Consider the following 23,753-nt stretch of genomic DNA (forward strand, 5'->3'; position numbering starts at 1 on the left):
AGAATGTTGGCCTTGCTAATTGTACTATAAAGTGGACATACGATAAGGTATTAAATGGGATTGTATACTGTAAAATATATTTTTTATGGCTATGGTCCAAAGGTCCAAAGTGAGATGCTTCTTTGACATGCGAATCAAATAAGCATAAAAATGATTGTGGTATAACCAATGACTTACTCCAAAATAACATTATCCTTACTAAGGAAAAACGATGATATTTAAATATTTAGACAAAACCCCTGAGTTTGCTGTACCGTTCAACGGTTGGATTGCTGACTCAGCACAAGTAATCGGTGATGTGTATTTGGGTCATCAGGCCAATGTTTGGTTTGGTGCGGTGATACGCGGCGATAACGATCGTATTCATATCGGCGACTATAGTAATGTGCAAGAAAATAGTGTGATTCACACTGATGCAGGTATCAAAGTGACTATCGGTGATTACGTGACTATTGGCCATCTAGCGATGCTGCATGGCTGTGAGATCGGTGACAATAGTTTGATTGGTATCGGTGCGGTAGTACTCAATAATGTCAAAATAGGTAAAAACTGCCTGATAGGGGCGAAAGCCTTAATTACTGAAGGTCAGGTTATTCCTGACAATTCCCTGGTGATGGGCGCGCCTGCCAAAGTCGTTAAGACACTGACAGATGAGCAAGTAGCGATGTTGAAAATGTCAGCGCTGCATTATGCTGAGCGTTGTCAAAAATTCAAAACAGGTTTAACAGAAATAGCGATGCCTGACTAACTAAGCGCTTATTTTTAACGATGAAGCGGCAAAAAAGAGTCCTGTCCCCTGCTTTTATCGTTGGGGCTGATGCTAAAATTGCCCCATACTGCGTTACAAATCTCGCTAAGGCATCTGCATTATCGTCGCTTTGTGCCTTGTCTGGAACAATTTTAGCGATCAGCAGTGCCTATTTGCGAATGTTCAACACGCCCTAAAAGATTCATATTTTTTCGCAACCAACGATAAGGTCTCACCATGCAGGCAAATCCAGCACAAAAACAACAAAAACAACTGGCGTTATTTGATTTAGATCATACCTTACTGGATGTCGATAGTGACTATCTGTGGGGTGAGTATATCGTCAAGCACGACCTTGTCGATGAGGCTGAGTACCGTACAGCCAACCAGAAGTTTTATAATGACTATATCGAAGGGACGTTAGATGCGACAGAGTACAATGAATTCGTCGCGCAGTTTTTGAGTAGTCTGCCGCTTGATAGACTTGATAAGCTAAGAGAAGACTATATCAAAAGTGAAATTGAGCCGCATATTCGCCCAAAAGCAATGGAAGCATTGTGCCAGCATATTGAGCAAGGGCACGATGTGGTGATTATTTCTGCAACCAACGATTTTGTGGTGTCCGCTATTGCCAAGCGCTTTGGCATTGAGTCAGCCAATGTATTGGCTACGCCGCTTGAGATCAAAGACAATCGTTATACGGGCAAGCTGACTGATAAACCAAACTTTCAGGCAGGCAAGATCTACCATTTAGATAAGTGGCTTGATAAGCAGCAAGCAGCGGGCATCACCTTTGAAAAAACCTATGCCTATTCAGACTCCAAAAACGACATTCCATTGCTAGAATGGGCGGATGTGGCGATCTGTGTGTCACCTGATGAGGCGCTACATGCTCATGCCTTGGCGCATCGCTGGGCCATAGAAGATTGGTCAATCTAGATTGCTTAATCTAGTAATAGTAGGAACAAGAATAATTAGACAACCATTTATGCTTAATCTCATTTAAAATAGCGCCAAATGCGTTATTTATTTTTTTAGAAAAACAGGAACACTTATGGAAATCAATCCGTATCAAGAACAGATTAAAGATTTATCCGAGCGCGGGCAGGATTTGCGGAGGTATCTTTGACTTCGATGGTAAGCAAGAACGCTTAGAGGAAGTCAATTTAGAATTAGAAAATCCTGAGCTATGGAATGATCCAGAGCGAGCCACCAAGATCAATAAAGAAAAAAGCCAGCTTGATGGTGTCATCGATGTGGTGGTCTCTCTTGAAACCACGCTAGAAGATGCGTCTGCCATGCTAGAGCTGGCAGTAGAAGCAGAGGATGAGTCCTTGCTTGCCGATGTACAGAGCGAGCTAGATGATGCTGAGCAGCGCGTGGCTGATCTAGAGTTCCGCCGTATGTTTAGCGGCGAGATGGATCCAAACAACTGCTACTTGGATATCCAGTCGGGCAGTGGCGGTACTGAAGCCCAAGACTGGGCGGAGATGCTGCTGCGTATGTATACACGCTGGGCGGAAGCGCATGGCTTTAAGGTAGACGTGATTGAAGTGTCTGCTGGCAGTGTCGCGGGTATCAAGTCGGCCACCATTGAGATTAAAGGCGACTACGCGTTTGGTTGGCTGCGTACTGAGATTGGCGTCCATCGTTTGGTACGTAAATCACCATTCGATAGCAATAACGGTCGTCATACCTCGTTTGCGGCGGTGTTTGTCTCGCCTGAGATTGATGATAATGTCGAGATTGACATCAATCCTGCTGACTTGCGTATCGATACCTATCGCTCCTCAGGAGCGGGCGGTCAGCACGTCAACACAACTGATTCTGCAGTACGTATTACCCATGAGCCAAGTGGGGTGGTGGTGACTTGTCAGAATGAGCGTAGTCAGCATGGCAACAAAGCCACGGCAATGAAGATGCTACGTGCTAAGCTCTATGAGCTTGAGATGCAAAAACGTATGGAAAAACAACAAGCGGTTGAAGACAATAAGTCCGATGTCGGTTGGGGCAGTCAAATTCGCTCATACGTGCTCGATGATTCTCGTATCAAGGATCTGCGTACCGGCGTTGAAACCTTCAACACGGGCGCGGTACTAGATGGCGACCTCGATCAGTTTATCGAAGCCAGTCTAAAAGCAGGTCTATAAAATAGAATTCAAATACCAACTAACATGTAATTAAGGAAGATTATGCCAAGCGTAAATAATTATTTTGATAATAAAGTCACTTCGATTGCCTTTCAAACAGCAACCAAGCCTGCAACGGTAGGTGTTATGGAAATTGGTGAGTATGAATTTGGCACCAGTGAGTTTGAAACCATGAGCGTGGTTAACGGTGCATTGACGGTCAAGCTACCAGAGAGTGATGAATGGCAAACGTTTAATGCTGGCGAGCAATTCACCGTTGAAGCCAATCAAAAATTCCAAGTAAAAGTTGACGTCGAAACCGCTTATTTATGCCTGTATGGTAAATAATGACTTTTATTGTAAAGTAGTATCAAAATAAAAAAAGCCAAGTATTTGATGCTTGGCTTTTTTTGTGGGCATGTCATTCTCTAGCTTACCCTTATCAAGCAGATTGCGCCACGTCGTCTCCGTCGTGCCTGATGGCAAGCTGGTCTCATAGAACGTGAGATAGTTTTGCCACAATATTAACCACAACTCGTAATCGGTCTTAGAGAGTGGTGTTATCTTGATAGAAGAGTGGTTCATTTTTTATAAACTTAAGTCGTGAGTAGTGCTGAATTAAGCCTCAAAAATGCAACATTTAGAACCCGTATCGCTATTTTTATCACTGCTTTATTTTACACAGGATTACACTTTGTCCGTGGCAAACAAACAGCAAAAATAAGCGCAGTTGATTATGCTAAAACCATTAAATTATTAGATGAGTTTTTTATGGGCAAAACAAACGAGCAGTCGACGACGCAGGATGTGCGCCATGATTATGAGCGTCTCGCACGCCGTGCCAATCTGCGTTATGTGAGTGACGACGAACCAGGTTATGAGCGTAGACGTTGGGGCCGCGGCTTTACCTATCGTGATGCAACGGGCAAGACAGTCAAAGACAAAGCATTGCGTCAGCGTTTTGATGCATTGGTGATACCGCCTATGTGGTCGGAGGTGTGGATATGCCAAGACGAAAAAGGTCATCTGCAATCGACAGGACGCGATGAAAAATCACGCAAGCAGTACTTGTATCATCCCTTGTGGAATAATATTCGTGACCAAGCCAAGTTTGATGCGATGATAGGCTTTGCAGAGGCGCTGCCCAATTTACGCGCGCAGGTCGAGACAGATTTGGAAGCAGAATCATTGTCACGCACCAATGTACTCGCTGCCGTGGTCAAATTGCTTGAAACCACGTTGATTCGTATTGGTAATAGCCGCTATGCCAAGCAAAATAAAAGCTATGGTCTGAGTACGCTACGTAGTAAGCATGTCAGCGAAACGGATAATGGACTGGCGTTTGATTTTGTCGGAAAAAGCGCCAAAGAACACCACATTGAGCTGCAAGATGAGCGTTTGATTGACATCGTGCAGGCATGTTCTGAGCTGCCGGGCTATCAAATATTTAAATACTTAGATGACAATGGACATAAACAAGTCGTCGACAGTAGCGATATCAACGACTACTTGCGAATGCATACATGCGGTATGGACTGCGAAAGCAAATTATATAGTGCAAAAGATTTTCGAACATGGATGGCAAGTGTACTCGCGGCAAGTTATCTATATGATGAGCTACAAACGACGGCAGGCGCTAACATACTTGCCAGCGCACCAGAAAGTGCTGAGCGTCAGCAGCTGGTCACCGATATGGTAAAAAGCGTGGCGGCAGAGCTGGGCAATACGCCAACCGTATGCCGCGCGTCGTATATTCACCCCATCATTATTGAGCGTTTTTTGGCAGGGGAATTTTATGATGACTACAAACAAGCACGCCGCGGTCGTACGAAAAAATACCAAAGCTGTGAGGAGAAAGCCTTACTAGGTTTTCTCAGTGCTGATCGTTAAATATCGATTCTTGAGAAAGTACTTCAAAAATAATTTAAATATTTGATCCTACAAGTTTTTTAAGTTTACTATTAGCTATTTGATGATAAATAGTTATAGGTCATGCTTATTTATATAAAATAAAAATGATACGTTATGTATTGAAATAAGTATAAAAATACGTTACTAATAGAGCATGTTAAATACAAAGATATTAAACGGTCTATAGGATGTGACCGTTTTACAATATGAATATCATTTTATCTGCTATTGCTAAAGGATTAGCTTATGAATACCGCTTCTCAAACTCCTACCCTCAGTCACACAGATGCTTCAACGACACCAAAAAACTATACCGATTATTATAATAATTTTGACATGGATACATTGCTGTCAGAAATCTTTGGCGAACATGTCGACGATCGCTTAAATGCCTATATGGCGTGCTGTGGTCGTCATGTCCGTGATGGCCGCGCGGATAATGCTGCACTGGTACACGAAGATACGGCAGGCAATGTCACGCGCATGAGCTTTGGTGAGCTTGATAAAGCCAGTGCGCAAGTCGCTAACTTACTACAGTCGTATGGCGTAAAAGCGGGGGACAAAGTAGCGACGATGCTACCGCGTACACCTGAGCTACTGACCGTTGTATTGGCAACATGGCGCATCGGCGCGGTATATCAGCCATTATTCACCGCTTTTGGCTATGACTCAATCAAATATCGCATGGATAAAGCCGATACCAAAGTCGTTTTTACCAATGTAGAGAACCGCAGCAAGTTTGATGATTTGGCTGTGCAAACCAAAATGGTATTGGTCGGCAGTACTGAAGATGCTCAGACGTGGGGTGACGATCACTACCGTCAGTCCATGGAATCACAGGCGCAAACGATAGAACCCGTTATGCTCGATACGGATGCACCATTTTTGCAGATGTTTACCTCAGGGACAGTCGGTAAGTCAAAAGGCGTGAGTGTGCCATTATCAGCCTTACCTGCGTTTTATCTCTATATGCGTTATGCCATTGACCTACGCGCAGACGATCAATATTGGAACATGGCCGATCCTGGCTGGGCGTATGGATTGTATTACGCCATCACAGGGCCACTGCTATTAGGGATCACGACTTATTTTAATGAAGCAGGATTTGACGCGACCAATACGCGCGACTTTATGATGCGTCATCAGATCACCAATTTGGCCTCTTCACCAACGGCATTTCGTATGATGAAATCCAGCGGCGTTTTTGACAACGTTAATGAAGACAATAACGCCAAACTCGCTTTGCGCTGTGCCAACTCGGCAGGGGAAACATTGAACACCGAAGTCGTTAACTGGGTCGAGACCTATCTGGGCTGTCAGGTAAAAGATCATTACGGTCAAACAGAAACGGGCATGACGTGCTGTGCGCATCATGCGCTAAAACACGAATCACCAGTTGGCTCGATGGGAATGGCGCTACCAGGTCACACGCTGGTCGTATTGGATGATAATATGAAGGTACTACCAGATGGTGAGCAAGGACAGTTAGCAGTCGTGGTTAGTCAGTCACCTGCGTTTTATTTCCGTGGTTATAGCTGGAATGAGAAGCAAGCCTTTGTAGATGACTACTATCTGACAGGTGATGTGGTTGAGCGTCATAGTGACGGCAGCTATTGGTTCTCAGGACGTGATGATGACATTATCATTACGGCAGGTTACCGCGTGGGGCCTACTGATGTCGAAAACACCGTCTTAGAGCATGACGCAGTGGCAGAATCTGCGGCTGTGGGCGTGCCAGACGAAGTGCGTGGACATACGATCAAATCTTATGTGGTATTAAAAGAAGGCGTCGAAGGTAGCGAGCAAATCGCCAAAGAAATTCAAGAGCTGGTGCGTAAACGTCTATCCACTCATGCCTATCCACGTGAGGTCGAGTTTGTGACCGAGTTACCAAAAACACCAAGTGGCAAAATTCAACGCTTTTTGCTACGCAGTTTATCTGCCGCGTAACTACCCGATAGAGCGTTTATAGATAATTCATAGAAAACAGCTAATAAAAAATGAAGATTTAAAGGAATAATCATGCAAATTCAAGAAAACAGCTTTTTGGTCACAGGTGGTGCATCAGGTTTGGGTGAGTCAGTGGCTCGGGCAATTGTCTCTCAAGGCGGCAACGTCGTCATCGCTGATCTAAACGAATCAGCAGGGCAAGCACTGGTCGCTGAGCTGGGTGATAGTACGCGCTTTGTGCGCTGTGACATCACTAAAGGCGATGAAGTACAATCAGCGGTTGAAATGGCAGAGTCAGCTTTTGGCGGCTTACAAGGCTCAATCAACTGTGCGGGTATCGTAGTGGTACAAAAGCTACTGGATTGTGATAACAATCCGGCAGACCTTGAGTCATTTAGCCGCGGGGTCAATGTCAATCTGGTCGGTTCATTTAACGTTGCGCGTTTGGTCGCGGCTAGCATTGCCAAACGCATAGCGAATGATAGCAATGCAGGCGAGCATGCAGAAAAAAACCATGTACAAAAGAATGTAGATCAAGGCATTATTATTAATACAGCTTCTATCGCAGCCTTTGATGGTCAAGTGGGTCAAGCCAGCTATTCTTCTTCCAAGGCAGGCGTGGTTGGTCTGACCTTGCCGCTTGCTCGTGAGCTGGCACGTCATGGCATCCGCGTTATGACCATCGCGCCAGGTGTCTTTGCTACCCCGATGATGGAGAGCATTCCTGAAAAAGCTCGCGAGCAGCTAGAAGCAGGCGTGCCTTATCCCAAACGTTTGGGCGCTCCCAATGAGTTTGCCAAGCTGGTCACTCATATCATTGATAATGCCTATCTAAATGGTGAAGTCATCCGCTTAGATGGGGCAATTCGTATGGTGTAACATTTGAGTAATTCATTCGTTTTGCACAAAACTTATCTAAATAGTCTGACATAGTGCTTTGATACATATGATTAATGACAAAAAACTCATCATGAGGATCAAAGCCTATGTCATTTTTTTGCAAAAAAACACACTCATCAGATAAGCTGAGCCCATATAGCTGGCTGATCAGTATTGGCGTTACTGTCGTTATCAGCGCCAGTGTTATTGCACATCGCTCTATCCATATTAGCTATCCAAATGATGAAGACAAGGCACGAGCGAAGTCATTAGAGGTCAATCCGGGCGGCGACATTATGATTCATGGGCAAATGAATGGCTTTGGACATTTGGGCTGGTTGAATCAACGACGCGATTGGACCGATGGTTGTATCGCGGTGACCAATACCGAGATGGATGAGATTATGGTATCGGTGATACTTGGTACGCCTATTGAAATCGTGGAGTAGCATAGTCGGATTATGATTGGGTCTATACTCAATAAGTGCATTGCTTATTACCATATTCAACGGAGATTTCTCTTGAATTTACAACAATAAAATGGCATTTCTTACCTACTAATTTCCTTTATCTGGTATTAATAGCCCATTTAAATATTGTTAATAATAAATATCATTGTCTTAAGTAAGGTTTTATTGATTTGTTGTCTTGAAATAACCGTATGCATACCTTATATAAATGACAGATAACAGTGACGCCAGAGATGAACGCGATTACTGATAATACCAATTATAAAAGGATATAAACATGAGATTTGAGAAGTTTACGCAAAAACTGCAATCGGCGATTCAAGAAGCTCAGAGCCTAGCGTTAGGTCGTGATCATACGGGCATTGATCCTGTGCATTTGCTTGCGGTATTGCTACAAGATGAATCTAATTTATCTATCTGCCAACAAGCAGGCGCTTCTATTCCAGCGCTAAAAAATGGCGTTGCCAAAGCACTCGATAACCAAGCGACCATTTCGGAGCCAACAGGTGACGTCAATCTAAACCCAAACTCAGTCAAAATTCTGAACTTGGCAGATCGTCAGGCGCAAAAAGAAGGCGATGATTTTATTGCGACTGAATGGGTCATGTTGGCACTCGCTGAGCAAGGCGAAACCAAAAAAATATTTGAAAGTGCAGGTGTGACGGCAAGCAAACTAAAAGCGGTCATTGAGCAGCTGCGCGGTGATGATACGGTCAATAACCAAAACGCTGAAGATCAGCGTGATGCACTCAACAAATACACGATTAATCTGACTGAGCAAGCAGAGCTTGGCAAACTAGATCCAGTCATTGGCCGTGACGAAGAAATTCGCCGTACCATTCAGGTACTGTCGCGCCGTACCAAAAACAACCCTGTACTCATCGGTGAGCCGGGCGTTGGTAAAACAGCCATCGTCGAAGGCTTGGCACAAAAAATCATCAATGGCGACGTACCAGAAGGTCTGCGCCGTAAAGAAGTGTTGTCATTAGACTTGGGCGCGCTGATTGCAGGGGCAAAATTCCGCGGTGAGTTCGAAGAGCGTCTAAAAGGCGTACTGAGCGATTTGGCCAAACAAGAAGGCAATGTCATTTTGTTCATCGATGAGCTGCATACGATGGTTGGTGCAGGCAAGTCTGAAGGTGCAATGGATGCGGGTAATATGCTAAAACCTGCACTGGCACGCGGTGAGCTGCACTGCGTTGGTGCGACCACCCTTGATGAGTATCGCCAGTACATCGAAAAAGACGCTGCGCTTGAACGTCGTTTTCAAAAGGTTTTGGTCGATGAGCCAACGGTCGAAGATACTATTGCGATATTACGGGGTTTAAAAGAGCGTTACGAGCTGCACCATGGCGTCGATATTCAAGATAGCGCCATCATTGCTGCTGCGCGCATGAGCCATCGCTATATCACTGACCGTAAGCTACCAGATAAGGCGATTGATTTAATTGACGAAGCGGCCAGCCGCTTGCGCATGGAGATGGACAGTAAGCCTGAATCATTAGGTAAGCTCGATAGTCGCCTCATTCAGCTAAAAATGCAGCGCGAAGTCCTCAAAAACGAAGAAGATGCGGGCGCGCAATCAGAACGTAAAGTGCTCGATGCGCAAATAGCAGAGTTAGAAAAAGAGTACGCTGATCTTAATGAAGTTTGGCAGGCAGAGAAAGCGTTGGTCAAAGGCAGTCAACAGCTAAAAGACGAGCTAGATAAAGCCCGTATCGCTTATGACAAAGCCAGCCGCGAAGGCGACTACGAGACCATGAGTAAGCTGCAATACGAGACCATTCCGCAGTTAGAACGACGTATTCATGAGTCTGACTTGGCTGAGCAAAAAGAGCAGACAGGTGAAGGTAGTGGTGTCAAACTGCTACGTAATAAAGTCACCGACAATGAAATTGCAGAAGTGGTGGCAGCCGCCACTGGTATCCCAGTCAGTAAAATGATGCAAGGCGAGCGTGACAAAATGATCGCAATGGAAGAAAAGCTCCATGAGCGTGTTATCGGTCAAAACGAAGCGGTCGAATCGGTGGCCAATGCGGTACGTCGTAGCCGTGCAGGATTATCTGATCCCAACCGTCCTTCAGGCTCGTTCTTATTCTTAGGACCTACAGGTGTTGGTAAAACTGAGCTGACCAAATCGCTAGCGAACTTCTTGTTTGACTCTGAAGATGCAATCGTACGTATCGACATGAGTGAATATATGGAAAAACACAGTGTCAGTCGTCTTGTAGGGGCACCTCCAGGTTACGTTGGTTACGAAGAAGGCGGTACGTTGACTGAAGCGGTACGCCGTAAGCCATATAGCGTCATATTGTTCGATGAAGTAGAAAAAGCGCATCCAGATGTGTTCAATATCTTGCTACAAGTATTGGACGATGGTCGCTTAACCGATTCGCAAGGTCGGGTGGTAGATTTTAAAAACACCGTCATTATCATGACCAGTAACTTGGGTTCGCACAAGATTCAAGAAATGGTTGGCGAAAGTTACGAGGATATTAAAGCGGAAGTAATGGATTTTGTTGGGCAGCATTTCCGTCCAGAGTTCGTCAACCGTATTGATGAAATCGTAGTATTCCATCCGCTTGGTATGTCGCAGATGGCAGGTATTGCTGATATTCAATTGAATCGTTTGCGTCAGCGTATCCAAGAGCGTGAGATGGATATTGAGCTATCAGCCGACGCGATGAATAAATTGGTTGCCGTCGGTTATGATCCTGTTTATGGCGCTCGTCCTTTGAAGCGTGCCATTCAGCAAGAGATCGAAAATCCATTATCATTGAAGCTACTAGCGGGCGATTTTGTGGCGGGTGATATTATCAAAGTCGATGTAGGTGCTGACGACAAGCTAACTTTTGATAAGCTTAGAATGAGCTAGGCACTCTAGCCTTGAGGTCTTTATGACCTAACTGTACGTTTAAAACAAACCCCTTATCTACAATCGTAGGTAAGGGGTTTTTCGTTTATGGTGGTATTTTGCGTTACTGTTTTTTTACCATTTAAATATCTCTTAAATATCAAGACTATGCTATAAATAAATGGATGACCAATAAAATAAATGCCAATTGGATAGAAAGGACAAAACCATGACAACCCCTATTGAACGTGTAAGTCTGCCCTTAACATCGCCGTTACTCATTGTGGCTTTATTGTTTAGTACATCAGCTTGCTCAAATCCTGCAACCGTCAATACCAGCAACAACGTACCAGAACAGAAAGAGAGCCAAATCTCTAAAGCAGATATGCGCACAAGTGATGCTCAAGTTGGCGCAGACAAGCCTGAGTTTACAACCAAAGCGGTCGCCACTTTTGATGAGCCTTGGGCTATGACAGCACTACCCAGTATAGATGGCAAAGCGCCCAAACTACTAGTGACGCAAAAAACAGGAGAGTTATTCATTGTAGACACGGCGACGAGTAGCAAGACACAAGTAGCAGGCATCCCTAAAGTGGCCTATGGTGGTCAAGGTGGTTTGGGAGATATTATATTAGCACCAGATTTTGCGACTTCTAATGCTGTATATATCAGCTACGTAGAAGCAGGAAAGGGGGGTGATAGTAATAAGTTTGGGGCAAAAGTAATCAAAGCGACACTGGCAGGATTAGGCACAAATGCGCCCACACTACAGGCCATCACGCCTATTTGGGAGCAATCTCCAAAAGTCACGGGACAAGGTCACTATAGCCATCGCTTATTGTTTTCACCTGATGGACAGTATCTATATATCAGCTCAGGAGAACGCCAGAAAAAAGAGCCTGCACAAAATATGAGCATGAATCTAGGTAAGATTATTAGATTGTATGCTGACGGCTCGGTTCCAAAGGACAATCCATTTGTCAAGGATAGCAATGACATTGCCTCTCAGTTTTGGACAATGGGCAATCGCAATGTGCTCGGCATAAGATTTGATGAAAGCGGCAGGCTTTGGGCAAACGAGATGGGGCCAAAGGGTGGTGATGAATTTAATCTGATTGAAAAAGGCAAAAACTACGGCTGGCCGATTGTATCAAATGGTCGTAATTATTCAGGTACACCAATCCCAGATCACGACACTCGCCCTGAGTTTGAAATGCCTAAAATCACATGGACACCCGTTATTTCACCGTCATCACTGAGTCTATATACGGCTGGTAGCCACAATGACTTTCCAGCATTACAAGGCGATTTTTTAATCAGTGGTTTATCTTCAAAAGCGCTTATTGTCGTAAGTGTCGATGAAGATGATAGTGCTACTGAACGCTATCGTTATGACATGGGTGAGCGTGTTCGTAGCGTGCTGGCAGTCGATGGACAAGTGTGGGTATTGGAAGATGGTGATGGTGGACGATTACTCAGATTATTGCCTAAATAACATCATGATAAAGCTGCTTTTAGATCTGTATTTATGTAGACCTTTTAAAAAAACTATCAATCTTATTAGAATAATTTAAAGGTTTTATCAAGTTTTATTTTGTAATTGATTGATAGTTAAAGCCTATTTTGTTAAGGTAATATTCCTTAAATTTTGAGACTTGCACATGGAAGAAGTAAAAGTAGGCAGATTAGGACCTTTTCCACGGGTGAGTAAACCTGTGTTTATTACATCGTCACTGTTGATCGTTGGATTTATTATTTTCGGCGCGCTTTTCACTGAAACAGCAGGGGCGGTTTTTAGTTTTTTACAGAATTTTATTACCGATAAGTTCGGTTGGTTATTTATTATCTTAGTGAATACAGCGCTTGGGCTTTGCATTTACTTAGGAATGAGTCGCTATGGTGATATTCGTTTAGGCAACCAAACGGAGCGACCGCAGTACAATCTGTTTTCTTGGATTGGTATGTTGTTCTCTGCTGGTATTGGTATTGGTCTTGTCTATTGGGGTACAGCGGAGCCGTTGTATCACTTTATGGCACCACCAATGGGCGAGGCCGAAACGGTTGAAGCCGCAAAGCAAGCGATGAATATCTCATTTATGCATTGGGGTCTACACGCTTGGGGCATCTATACGATTGTGGCACTGTCCTTAGCGTATTTTCATTTTCGTCGCGGTTTGCCTTTATCGATTCGCTCAACTTTGTATCCTTTGCTCGGCAAAAGAATCTATGGTCGCTGGGGGCATACGGTCGATATCTTGGCCGTGTTCGGTACGATGTTTGGTGTGGTCACCTCACTCGGGCTTGGAGTGATGCAGATCAATGCGGGACTTGAGAAACTATTTGGCATGCCGAATAGTCTCACTGTACAGTTCGGTTTGATAGCTTTCATCACAGCGCTTGCAGCCGCTTCCGTTATGATGGGTCTGGATAAAGGTATTAAGCGCCTTAGTGATATCAATATCGGTTTTACAATCGTTTTATTGGTATTCATGGTGGCTTTAGGGCCAACGCTCTTTATCTTTGATAGCTTTATCGAAAATATCGGCAACTATCTGACTGTACTCGTGCCTTTGGGTACGTGGGGCGAGTCTTATAGTGGAACAGATTGGCAAAGTGCTTGGACGATATTTTATTGGGCATGGTGGGTGAGCTGGGCACCATTCGTTGGTATCTTTATTGCCCGTATCTCTCGTGGTCGTACCATCCGTGAGTTTACGTTTGGGGTACTGTTAATCCCTATGCTTATCTTGTTCTTTTGGTTCACGACCTTTGGTGGCGTAGCGATTCATATGGAGCTTGCCTCTGCTGTGACAGGTATTAGCCCAGGTTTGGTTGAAGCAGTACAAGCAGATACCGGTAGCGCAATCTTTAAGCTGGTTGAGTACTACCCACTAGCCAAACCGATTACGTTAATGATTGTTGTCATGATTATGCTTTGGTTTGTGACTTCGTCAGATTCGGCCAGTTTTGTTATCGATATGCTGACCGCTGGTGGCGATACCAATCCACCAAAGATTCAGCGTTTGTTTTGGGCAACCACAGAAGGCGTTATCGCTGCCATATTGTTAGCGGCTGGTGGATTGTCTGCTTTGCAGGCAGCTGCCATCGTAGCAGGATTGCCATTTGCTTTAGTGGTTTTTGTCATAATGTATGCGTTGTTACGCGGATTAGGACGTGATCGTCTGATTCTTTACCGTGCGCAGCAAAGCTATATCACAGATGAGTCAGCAGATCATAACTCTGCAGATGAGTTTGTTGATGAGCATTTACTCAAAGGCCCACCTAAGATTGTTAAGGGTGACTAAGCAGTAAAATCGTTATTTTAACCGTTGTTCTAATCATTAATAGAAGCCCCAATTTATTTTTAAATTGGGGCTTCTTTGTGGCTACTCAAATATATTTTTTGGAATGAAGTATTCTTATGAATTAACTGCATTCACCTTTGGTATAACTAATGGCCTCAGGTATGTTACAGGCCGAGCAAGCATTACCTGCCGTACGGTAGCTTATCACTGAGCCAACTTTCGTTTTTACACAGACTGGATCATATTGCATGGTACACATGACCTTCTCAGAGTGAGAGGTTGGACAGTGAGTTAAGGTGTTTTCAATCATTTGACTGTTATCTGTTGCAGGTTGCGTGGGGGTAACTGCGCCAGGCGTAGCGCTGCAACCCGCCAGTGCTAATACCATGGAGACGACAGCTAATGATGGTTTGAGGGATGGCGCCAGTGTAGGCAGTGATAATTTAGATAGCGTTTTTTGCATGATGTGATGTCCTTATTTGCAAGCGTTCTATTACCGCTCGTCACGTTATTGATAGATCGATATAGCACTTAAAGTTTTATAATAACTAATAGATGGCTATGGACTCAATAACATAATACAAAAAACCCAAGCTTGAGCGGCTTGGGTTTTTTGTTAAATACAGATGATTGTCACAGCAGAATATCTACCTAGATAAGAATAGCAACTTATTCATCTGGCTTGTCGTCTTTGTTTAGCTGCACGTATTTGTCAAAATTTTGTGCATAATCTGTCAAATTGTCACTTAGCATCTGGCGATACTGCTTGACATAAAACTCGACGATATCGTCTTTTTCTTTGGCAAAATCATCGGCTTTCACGAAGCCAATCGAGGCCACAGAGGCGCTATAGCGTGCGGCAGCATATAACAAAGAAGCACCTACCTGTCCTGAATGGGCATCAGGGCCTAGCTGACTATTGGCGACACCGATGATAGCATCAGCACGTTGGTAAAACGCCTGCATTTCAGGGGTGATTTCAATGCTTGCATCCACATTGTTGTCTTGAGTGTTGCTGTCTTGAGACATAAGCTGCTCCTAATAATAAGTGTCGATAATTTTAGTATATAAAGACGGTTTGTAAATGATTCAACGTAATGACTCTTATAAACCAGCGTCTGCTTTTAAGATATCCGCTTTGTCTGTTTTTTCCCAAGTAAAGGCAGTTTCTGAGCCTTGACGACCAAAATGTCCAAAGGTAGCCGTCTGCTGATACATTGGCTGTAATAGGTTCAGCATACGAGTGATGCCATAAGGACGCAAATCAAAATGAGTACGAATCAGGCGAATGATCTCATCGTTACTGATTTTGCTCGTACCAAAAGTGTTGACAGAGATAGATGTTGGCTCAGCAACCCCAATCGCGTAACTGACTTGTACTTCACAGCGATCAGCAAGACCAGCTGCGACGATGTTTTTGGCCACATAACGTACCGCATAAGCAGCACTGCGATCTACTTTTGAGGGATCTTTACCACTGAAAGCACCGCCACCATGACGCGCCATACCGCCGTAAGTATCGACAATGATTTTGCGGCCTGTTAAGCCTGCATCACCCACAGGACCACCAATGACAAACTTACCCGTTGGGTTGATATGGTAGCGTGTACCCGCATGTAACAGATCAGCCGGTAGCACTTGCTTGATGATAGATTCCATCACTGCTTCTTGCAGATCAGACTGCGAGATGCTTGGATCATGCTGAGTTGATAGAACGACCGCATCGATTGCAGCAGGACGGTTGCCATCATACTTCAAGGTTACCTGTGCTTTGGCATCAGGACGGAGCCAAGGCAGCTCGCCTGCACGGCGCAGCTCAGATTGACGCTCCATCAAACGATGAGCATATTCGATAGGGGCCGGCATTAATACATCAGTTTCATTACTGGCGTAACCAAACATTAAACCTTGATCGCCTGCACCTTGCTCTTCAGGATCATGACGATCGACACCTTGAGCGATTTCAGGAGACTGCTTACCCAGCATATTGATGACCGCACAAGTCTCGCCATCAAAACCCAAATCTGAGTGGTGATAACCAATGCCGTTGACCGTGTCACGCACCAGCCGCTCTAAATCGATATTGGCAGTTGTGGTGATTTCACCGGCAAGTATCACCGCGCCTGTTTTTACTAAAGTTTCGCAGGCCACACGTGCGTGTAAGTCTTCACGTAAGATAGCATCAAGGATGGCGTCTGATATTTGGTCAGCCATTTTGTCAGGGTGGCCTTCGCTCACAGATTCGGAGGTAAATAAGTTGTATTCACGCATAATGGGATCGCTTAATTGAATCAATAAAGGTAGGAAAAGCAACACTCTGGGTGCTGCTCTAATTAATGTTGACCACGCATTTACGCGGCAGATAATCGGTATTTCTCAATGCTAAAAATCGGTGTTGAACAAAGTTTTTGTCATCAATTTGGCTAAAATCTAGACCTACTATCATTCAATCAATTCATATATGGAGCAATGATAATAAGCTTTTATGGCTATGGCGGTAGAGAGTTAGGTCAATGTTCGCTCTAATAGGCTACTGTCAGTGTGCAGATTGCCTTATCAGAAGCGGGGTAATTGCCAAAATCTCTTAACACAAAATAGGGTTATTCTACCCTGAAACGTTATAAAACTCTAGTGAGCAGCACTTGCTATACTATAAGAAATGCTCAACAAGTGATTCACTGTCGTAAAACGTAGGTACTTGCCAGTTCATGGCTACATAAGTTTGTCTTTGAGACAGGAGTGTCACTACGTTATAGTTCTAAAAAGGTCGCTTTATCTTTAAACATGCACTCTTCATAGACGGGGCAAGCGCCGCATTTGGGTGTACGCGCTTGGCAGGTATAGCGCCCGTGCAAAATAAGATAATGATGCGCATCAACGATAAAGTCATCGGGTATACGCTCGACCAGTTTGTTTTCGACGATGAGCACCGTTTTACCAGTAGCGAGTCCAGTACGATTGCCGACGCGAAAGATATGCGTGTCGACCGCCATGGTTGGCTGACCAAAAGCAGTATTCAAAACTACGTTGGCGGTTTTACGCCCCACACCAGCTAATGATTCTAGATCTTTGCGGTTGTCAGGGACGGTGCTATCAAACTTTTCAATCAAATCGCGGCAAGTCTTGATGACATTTTTGGCTTTTGCGTTATATAAGCCAATATTTTTGATATACGTCTTTAGACCTTCTTCGCCTAGTGCCAGTATAGCTTCAGGTGTGTTCGCCACGGGGTACAACTGCTGAGTGGCAATATTGACGCTCACATCAGTTGCCTGTGCAGATAAGATAACGGCGATGAGCAGCTCGAAATTACTGCCGTAATTTAGCTCGGTGACAGGCTCGTCAATCGTCGCCGCTAGCTTTTCAAAAAATGGACGCACATCGCGATTGGGCATTCTTCTAGAGGGCGGTGTATCGGCTGTTTTATGTTTGACCGTTTTACTCATGGTGTTTTAACTATTATTTTAGTGAGTGGTGTTGCAAAATTATATGCTAGCGATGGCATTTATATGAGTTATTAAAGTATCAATCACGTAATCACAGCACCGCTTGTAATGCGTCGAGCTCTGCTTGCAAGCCTTCAAGCTCCATTTGTTTTTTATCATTGGCGCGCACGCTGAGCTGCTTTTCGAGTTTTTTGATTTTGGTACGTAGTTTAGCCGCTGCAATGGTATTCTTTGCTTGTGCTTCGCTAATATTTAGCGATTGGCTCGTTGCATTGTTGAGCTTGGCCTCTACCATGCTGACCACAGGTTTGCTATTGCTGGTATCAGCCAGTTGTTCTGTCACGCGTTTGAGATGCGTGTGGTAGCGCTGTCTCAAGTCTTCTTGTTCGGCTACTCTCTCAAAGGGAGAAAGCTCACGCTCGACAATGACCAAGTCGATACAATCAACAGGGCAGGGTGCGATACATAGCTCACAGCCTGTGCACAAATCGGTAAAAATCGTATGCATGTGTTTGCCAGTACCGACGATAGCATCCACTGGACAAGCCGGAATACATTTGGTACAGCCGATACAGTCGTCTTCACGAATCACAGCACGAACCTCTGTTGGACGTCCTGATGTCATGTCTATCGGCCATTGTGATGGTGCGGCTGTCAGATGAGTATCTATCCCAATTGTCTGAGCGATAGCGTCCGTTACTGGCTGGCCACCAGGCACACATTTATTGTATGGCTCACCCTTTAATACGATAGCAGTGGCGTAAGGCAAGCAGCCATCTGGATGCTCACAAAGCCCGCATTGCGTTTGCGGCAGACAAGCATCAACGCGTGCAATTTTTGTCTGTACATCATTTGGCAGGGTATCAATGTGCAGCGACTTAAACAAGATCGGTAAATCTGTCAAGCGTGTCTGTTCAGTACTTTGAGGATGGGTGTCGGTTTGGGACATGGTATTACTGGCCTTAGTATCGGTCATCATTAGCGACTGTCACTTATGTCTGTCAGTGGCTAGGTAGATAAGTGACTATTGATTGCATATTTTATAGGCAAATTATGGATCTTTGTACTGACGTTCTATATCAAATAGTCAATCACCCAGCCGTATTGATCGCTGTTGCGCTGCGAAGATTAACACATTTAAAGCCGTAAAACATCAGGGTCGAAAACCTAGTCTTTAACATTAAAAATTAAAGCATAAGATCAATGATATTGTGATGCATTTATTCTCGGTGAGCGTTTGCGGAATGTCTACTTACCAAAACGCTTGAGGATAAAATCAATTAATAGATGCATGCGATGAGGCATGTTATCACGGTCGCGATAGAGCATCTGGCAGCCTCTAGGTTGGTTATTCCAATCAGGCAATACTTGCTGCAAACCGCCTGATGTGATCAAAGGCTGTGCATCATAATCGGGGATGAAACCTAGACCGATACCATCCGCAATAGCCCCCGTTAGTAAACTAATATTATCAACTTTTAGACGGATATTATTTGTTGGCTGATGCGTCTGTACCTCGCCCGTTATACGATGCTGTAGATGCCAAGTAGACATAGGGGTGCACAGTACCGTAGGGTAGCCTGCCAAATCATTGGGCGTTTGGATATCGGATACATCGATATCGCTGGCTGCACAAATGATAAAGCGAATATTGGTCAGCTGCCGCCCAATCCAATGATTGGCACTGTGTTCACCAATACGAAAAGCGACATCAATAGCTTGCGCGTCAATATCAATGGTCTGATTGGACAGACGCAAATCTAAATGGATATCTGGATATTGTTTTAAAAAAGCATTGAAATGCGGCGCTAAAATATCACTACCAAAATTGACAGGGGCGCTGATTCTGATTGTGCCTTTGGCCTCATTTTTATCTTGTAGTAAGCAACACGCGACGTTTTCTAATTCATCAAAGAGATGGGCGCTGCTCTTATAATATTGTTGCCCTGCATGGGTCAACTGTACGCGGTGCGCATCTCGGTTGAGCAACCTAAGTGCCAGATCTGCTTCTAGTTTGGCAACTCGGCGACTCAATGTCGATAGGGGCATGTCAAGCATTATAGAGGCTTGGCGAAAGCTGCCGTAGCGGACAACCGCGCAAAAACTGCGCATGTCATCGAGGGAGTAGTTAAATTTCATATTCAGAATCTATGCTCTCGTTATTGCTTGTTTATACCGTATTTAAAATATATACACTGGTGCTTATCTTTTCGCAAGTTTTTTGGGTGCAATATGAGCCGTTCAGCGAACACCACCGCCGTCCTATATTTATTACTGTGTACGTTTCTCTGGGGCGCAAGTTTTCCTGTCGGCAAGCATGCCTTGAGTGAAGTAAACGCATTAACCTTAGTCATGTGGCGTTTTAGCATTGCCTCGGTGTGTCTGTATCTTTATACAAAATATAAACACATGCCAATCCCTACTCTCACACCCAAACAATGGGCGTGGGCGATTGGTGTATCCATCATTGGTGTTGGTGGCTTAAACTTGGGGCTGTTTACTGGGCTTGAACAGACCAATGCCAATAATGGTGCGTTGATTATGGCGCTTAGCCCGCTGGTTACTTCATTGATTGGTTCTATAGCGCAGCGCCAGTTTCCTACCAAAGGCGCGCTGTTTAGTTTGGTGGTTTGTCTCTCTGGCGTACTGCTGGTACTGACCGATGGCGCATTTGCCAAACTGCTAGGGTTTGAATTTAACCATGGCGATCAAATGATTTTTTTAGGTATGCTGTGCTGGAGTCTCTATACTTATCTGACTCAAGGTATCAGTCGCTGGATGCCAATGATTCCTTATACCTTGGTCGGTATGCTGTCAGGTCTTGGGGTGATATCGCTCATGGTGTTATTTAGTGCAGAGGTACATCCATTGCAAGAAAGCTTAGCCATCAGTCGCAGTGTCTTTGGCGACTTGATATTTATTGGCGTCTTCGGCACGGTTGGCGGTTATCTATTGTGGATCTCTGGCGTCAAGCAGTTGGGCGCTGCTAATGCGTCATTATTCTTTAATTTTGTGCCAGTGTTTGCTGCGCTCACGGCCTTTGCTTACGGTCAGCAAGTGACCGCTTTGCAATTATTAGGTATGGCGATTGTGATTGCAGGGCTATTGATACCCAGACTTGTCAAATGGCAATATCAGCGTCTGACCGTCCATAATGTCTAAGTGAAACGCAGTAGGCACTGACATTAGCCGCTAAAATGAGCTGCCAGTGTCAGTGTCATTTAATTTCATAATAAAATGCCTTGTTCTTTGGCAATCTGATCGATCAATTCTCGAGCGATACTGCCCTTTGGTGGAATCTTTGGCAGGTTAGAGAGATCAAAAAAATCAGCATGCGCCAGTTCGTCTTCTTGAATAATAATATCGCCACTGGCATAAGAGGCACGGAACCCAAGCATCAAATTGGAGGGAAATGGCCAAGGCTGGCTACTCACATAACGAATATCTGATACGCTGATATTGACCTCTTCTGCCACCTCACGTACCACCGCATGCTCTAGGCTTTCACCGACCTCGACAAACCCAGCGATCAAACCATACATGGGCGGCAGTTTTTGCTGTCCGTGACGGTGATGGTGCGCGAGTAAGATTTGCATTTCATCTGTTACTGGGTTTGGGCGGGTAATCGCCGTAATCACACATGGCTGGACGCGAGGATACTGGCGCAGCTGGCATACTGGACAAACCATGGCGCGCTCGTCTTGGTCAGCATGTACGGTAGGACTGGCACAGCGACTACAGAACTGCGTATCTGCTTGCCACCTTAATAACTGTATCGCTTGACTGATCTGGTCAGATAGGGCAACAGGTATGTTATTTATCAGCTGTCGATAAGGGACAAAGGTATCAGTACTGCTTTCGGCGATGATAGGCAGCGTCACGTTATGAGCGACTGCGTAATCATAAGTCATGGCAGTGGTGGACGGCGCAGTGAAGGTTTGGGCAGTGTTTTCATTGATCAAATCAGATGAAAGGCTATCCATATTATTATTATCATCAGATTGCCAGTGATTTGGCGATAGACTCTCATGTAGCGTCACGTGACCGAGCCGATAAGCTTGCTCGTCTGAACCAGTACGACTCTGTGGTAGTTGGATTTGTAATGGCCACCAACCATCTGGCATTTGACGGCATAAAACAGTGTCATCACTCAATATAAAAGCATGGGCCATAAAAGATTCCAAACAGTTTGAAGCAAATCCGTATCGATTTAGATACAGACTTATTTAACGTGAAGTATTCTGATTAAGTTTTATCGCCGCAAAATGACAAAATGGCGACGATAAAACCTGTGCAAGCAGTACTAAGCAGCAAGTAGATGACTTAAGCTTTGCTGGCCAACGTCAAGCGCTTGTTTACTGACAGGACGATGGTTCTCAAAACCATCCAGATGATGATCGACCGCCATAATCACATCAGCAATATAAGCCAGTGTATCGTCTTCGATACGTCGTCCACTCTCTATGCGTTTTTCGATATAAATGGCTAATTGACCAAGCATGCTGGCGGGTGTTGGCAAATGTAAAAAGCGCAATGCACCTGCCACTTGGCGCATCATTCCCGGTATATTCTGAATATTAAGCATGTCGCGTTCAGGCTCTGCCAAATAGTCGTTAATTGCTTGCTCGGCACTTGCAATGGCGGTACGGCTTTCTTGTATGAGAGTATCGTATGATGTATTGAGCTGATGCAATGAGATATGCTGATTATTCAGTGGTAAGTAGATCGCCCCTGGGGTATGCATCTCTGCCATTGCAATTGTAGCATTCTCTGCATGCATCAATGCCAGTAATAAGTGATCAAAGTCATCCGGCGAAGGCGCCTGCCAATGGCTGACCGCACCCGCCGCTGTGATAAGACTATCAGCTGCATTGGACAATCCTAGCAGGCGCAGTGCTGAGCTCAGTTCAGTCAACTCTTCAATGATCTGGGCAGTTTGCATATCAACAGGATTGATGGAGTCGCCGCGTGCATAGCTGTCGACATTTTCTTTAATATTATTGATTTGAGACTGAATAATGTCATTTAGTGTATCGGTGAGTGCGCGATTGGGACCAAATAAGAAACGCTTCATCTCATCAAGCTGATCGCCTTCTAGATAGTTACTTGCGTACTGCTCACGTAATTGCTGCGCCTCAACAGTATCACGCTGACAGGCAAAATTAACTAAGTCTGCAAAACGTGTATCCATCACAGGTAAGTAGCTTTGGAACTGCTGCTCCACATAAATCAGCGTATGCTTTTGGCTCACGTTCAACGGTAAGACCGCGGCAATATCTGTCACAGCAGTCGCTGCTGCTTGCCAAAATAGGCTGTTACTATTTGATGCGATCAAAGCGCAGGCAGCACTCATGGCATCGAGTTTTTGCTGATCGTTTGAGTCAATATTGCCATCTTGATTGAGTAGGGCAACGCCAAGACCGCTACGATAGGCATAGGTCAGGAGTTTTGTATCCAAATTGAGCGCGCTTAGTGGTTCAAAGTTTTTCTCTGGGTTAGCAATGATGACGCTACTGCTCCCAAAAGTAGAAAAGTCCTCGACCGTCATTGGTGGTTTTTGTCCATGCGCATTGAGATTATTAACCACTGGCAATAACAAAGTAGGCTCTACCGACTCAGTCAATAATACAAACTCGACATAGCGATCTAAAGTCATAATGGCTTCTGATAAATCCATGATGAGAGCCGTGTCATTGTTGTCGCCGTTGTCATAAAGGCGCTGTAGACCGTCAATGATGGCATTGTTTAACACTTCTGCACCAACAAGAGAAATCAGTTTAAAAATACAAGACAGCTGCTTTAAAACGCTAATAGAATCTGACAATAAAGGTGCTTGGCTACTATCGTCATTGAACTCGCTCAGATGAATCTCAGTATCTTTGAGCGTTGCGATAATCTCATCATGCAATAAGTGGAGTGACGGTAGGTTGAAATCAGTAACACTAAGCGTGGGGGCGGTTAACTTCATTTGCGCAGACTGGTCCATAAGTATTTTTCCATAATGTACTGATGAGAATGACGATGGTATCAATGGGGTAGTAAAAATATTGGTTAATGATGT

21 protein-coding genes are annotated in these 23,753 nt (G+C 44.6%); 12 read left to right on the plus strand and 9 right to left on the minus strand.

Annotated features, from left to right (window positions below; translation table 11 throughout):
* Positions 1-211 precede the first annotated feature (211 nt).
* The 4 genes from BLR43_RS01945 (at position 212) to ppnP (ending at position 3,225) form a co-directional block, all read left to right on the plus strand.
* Positions 212-748 (plus strand): gamma carbonic anhydrase family protein, encoded by a 537-nt coding sequence (locus BLR43_RS01945; RefSeq protein WP_093068214.1) that lies wholly within the window; start codon positions 212-214, stop codon positions 746-748.
* Between the two features lie 237 nt (positions 749-985).
* Positions 986-1,687 carry an HAD family hydrolase gene (locus BLR43_RS01950; protein ID WP_071001844.1) on the plus strand — a complete coding sequence of 234 codons (702 nt, stop codon included), beginning with the start codon at positions 986-988 and terminating at the stop codon, positions 1,685-1,687.
* 115 nt (positions 1,688-1,802) lie between these two features.
* Positions 1,803-2,898 (plus strand): peptide chain release factor 2 gene (gene prfB, locus BLR43_RS01955; protein WP_143007403.1). Its coding sequence is split into 2 segments (ribosomal slippage): positions 1,803-1,874 and positions 1,876-2,898, totalling 1,095 coding nucleotides; the frame shifts between segments, so codons are not numbered across the junction.
* Between the two features lie 42 nt (positions 2,899-2,940).
* Complete coding sequence (ppnP, locus tag BLR43_RS01960; protein WP_093068220.1) at positions 2,941-3,225, plus strand: pyrimidine/purine nucleoside phosphorylase; 285 nt, start codon at positions 2,941-2,943, stop codon at positions 3,223-3,225.
* Between the two features lie 6 nt (positions 3,226-3,231).
* On the opposite strand, the gene BLR43_RS13710 is transcribed toward ppnP, so the two are convergent.
* Complete coding sequence (locus BLR43_RS13710; RefSeq protein WP_201587716.1) at positions 3,232-3,462, minus strand: hypothetical protein; 231 nt, start codon at positions 3,460-3,462, stop codon at positions 3,232-3,234.
* Positions 3,463-3,648: 186 nt separating this feature from the next.
* Between BLR43_RS13710 and BLR43_RS01970 the strand changes: the two genes are divergently transcribed.
* From BLR43_RS01970 to BLR43_RS02000, 7 genes are all read left to right on the plus strand, one after another.
* A complete protein-coding gene (locus tag BLR43_RS01970) occupies positions 3,649-4,767 on the plus strand; it encodes a DNA topoisomerase IB (protein ID WP_093068457.1) in 1,119 nt (372 codons plus the stop codon).
* A gap of 267 nt (positions 4,768-5,034) precedes the next feature.
* Positions 5,035-6,738 carry an AMP-binding protein gene (locus BLR43_RS01975; protein WP_071001840.1) on the plus strand — a complete coding sequence of 568 codons (1,704 nt, stop codon included), beginning with the start codon at positions 5,035-5,037 and terminating at the stop codon, positions 6,736-6,738.
* 72 nt (positions 6,739-6,810) lie between these two features.
* A complete protein-coding gene (locus tag BLR43_RS01980; RefSeq protein WP_071001839.1) occupies positions 6,811-7,617 on the plus strand; it encodes an SDR family NAD(P)-dependent oxidoreductase in 807 nt (268 codons plus the stop codon).
* Positions 7,618-7,724: 107 nt separating this feature from the next.
* Complete coding sequence (locus BLR43_RS01985; protein WP_228724567.1) at positions 7,725-8,066, plus strand: L,D-transpeptidase family protein; 342 nt, start codon at positions 7,725-7,727, stop codon at positions 8,064-8,066.
* A 298-nt stretch (positions 8,067-8,364) separates the two neighbouring features.
* The gene (gene clpB, locus BLR43_RS01990) at positions 8,365-10,962 is read left to right on the plus strand and encodes an ATP-dependent chaperone ClpB (RefSeq protein ID WP_093068223.1); all 2,598 of its coding nucleotides are present in this window, start codon (positions 8,365-8,367) and stop codon (positions 10,960-10,962) included.
* Between the two features lie 208 nt (positions 10,963-11,170).
* A complete protein-coding gene (locus tag BLR43_RS01995) occupies positions 11,171-12,436 on the plus strand; it encodes a PQQ-dependent sugar dehydrogenase (protein WP_093068226.1) in 1,266 nt (421 codons plus the stop codon).
* A 166-nt stretch (positions 12,437-12,602) separates the two neighbouring features.
* On the plus strand, positions 12,603-14,246 hold the full coding sequence (locus BLR43_RS02000; RefSeq protein ID WP_093068229.1) for a BCCT family transporter: 1,644 nt from the start codon (positions 12,603-12,605) through the stop codon (positions 14,244-14,246).
* Between the two features lie 121 nt (positions 14,247-14,367).
* Here the strand turns inward: BLR43_RS02000 and BLR43_RS02005 are convergent, their stop codons facing one another.
* The 6 genes from BLR43_RS02005 to BLR43_RS02030 form a co-directional block, all read right to left on the minus strand.
* Complete coding sequence (locus BLR43_RS02005; protein ID WP_093068232.1) at positions 14,368-14,709, minus strand: hypothetical protein; 342 nt, start codon at positions 14,707-14,709, stop codon at positions 14,368-14,370.
* Between the two features lie 206 nt (positions 14,710-14,915).
* Positions 14,916-15,275: a DUF3144 domain-containing protein gene (locus tag BLR43_RS02010; RefSeq protein ID WP_093068235.1), complete on the minus strand. Its 360-nt coding sequence runs from the start codon at positions 15,273-15,275 to the stop codon at positions 14,916-14,918.
* Between the two features lie 75 nt (positions 15,276-15,350).
* Positions 15,351-16,517, minus strand: a complete 1,167-nt coding sequence (gene metK / locus BLR43_RS02015) for a methionine adenosyltransferase (protein ID WP_075105952.1) — start codon at positions 16,515-16,517, stop codon at positions 15,351-15,353.
* Positions 16,518-16,996: 479 nt separating this feature from the next.
* The gene (gene nth, locus BLR43_RS02020) at positions 16,997-17,692 is read right to left on the minus strand and encodes an endonuclease III (RefSeq protein ID WP_058025991.1); all 696 of its coding nucleotides are present in this window, start codon (positions 17,690-17,692) and stop codon (positions 16,997-16,999) included.
* A gap of 91 nt (positions 17,693-17,783) precedes the next feature.
* A complete protein-coding gene (locus tag BLR43_RS02025; RefSeq protein WP_071003639.1) occupies positions 17,784-18,641 on the minus strand; it encodes an RnfABCDGE type electron transport complex subunit B in 858 nt (285 codons plus the stop codon).
* A gap of 299 nt (positions 18,642-18,940) precedes the next feature.
* The gene (locus BLR43_RS02030; protein WP_071001831.1) at positions 18,941-19,831 is read right to left on the minus strand and encodes a LysR family transcriptional regulator; all 891 of its coding nucleotides are present in this window, start codon (positions 19,829-19,831) and stop codon (positions 18,941-18,943) included.
* A gap of 93 nt (positions 19,832-19,924) precedes the next feature.
* On the opposite strand from BLR43_RS02030, the gene BLR43_RS02035 reads away from it, so the two are divergent.
* On the plus strand, positions 19,925-20,854 hold the full coding sequence (locus BLR43_RS02035; protein WP_093068239.1) for a DMT family transporter: 930 nt from the start codon (positions 19,925-19,927) through the stop codon (positions 20,852-20,854).
* A 65-nt stretch (positions 20,855-20,919) separates the two neighbouring features.
* On the opposite strand, the gene nudC is transcribed toward BLR43_RS02035, so the two are convergent.
* Complete coding sequence (gene nudC / locus BLR43_RS02040) at positions 20,920-21,864, minus strand: NAD(+) diphosphatase (RefSeq protein ID WP_093068242.1); 945 nt, start codon at positions 21,862-21,864, stop codon at positions 20,920-20,922.
* A 131-nt stretch (positions 21,865-21,995) separates the two neighbouring features.
* Entirely contained in the window at positions 21,996-23,678 is a 1,683-nt protein-coding gene (locus BLR43_RS02045; RefSeq protein WP_093068246.1) for a hypothetical protein, read from the minus strand.
* Between the last annotated feature and the right edge of the window lie 75 nt (positions 23,679-23,753).

Source organism: Psychrobacter pacificensis (assembly GCF_900101915.1).
In the GTDB taxonomy this organism is placed as follows: Bacteria; Pseudomonadota; Gammaproteobacteria; order Pseudomonadales; family Moraxellaceae; genus Psychrobacter; species Psychrobacter pacificensis.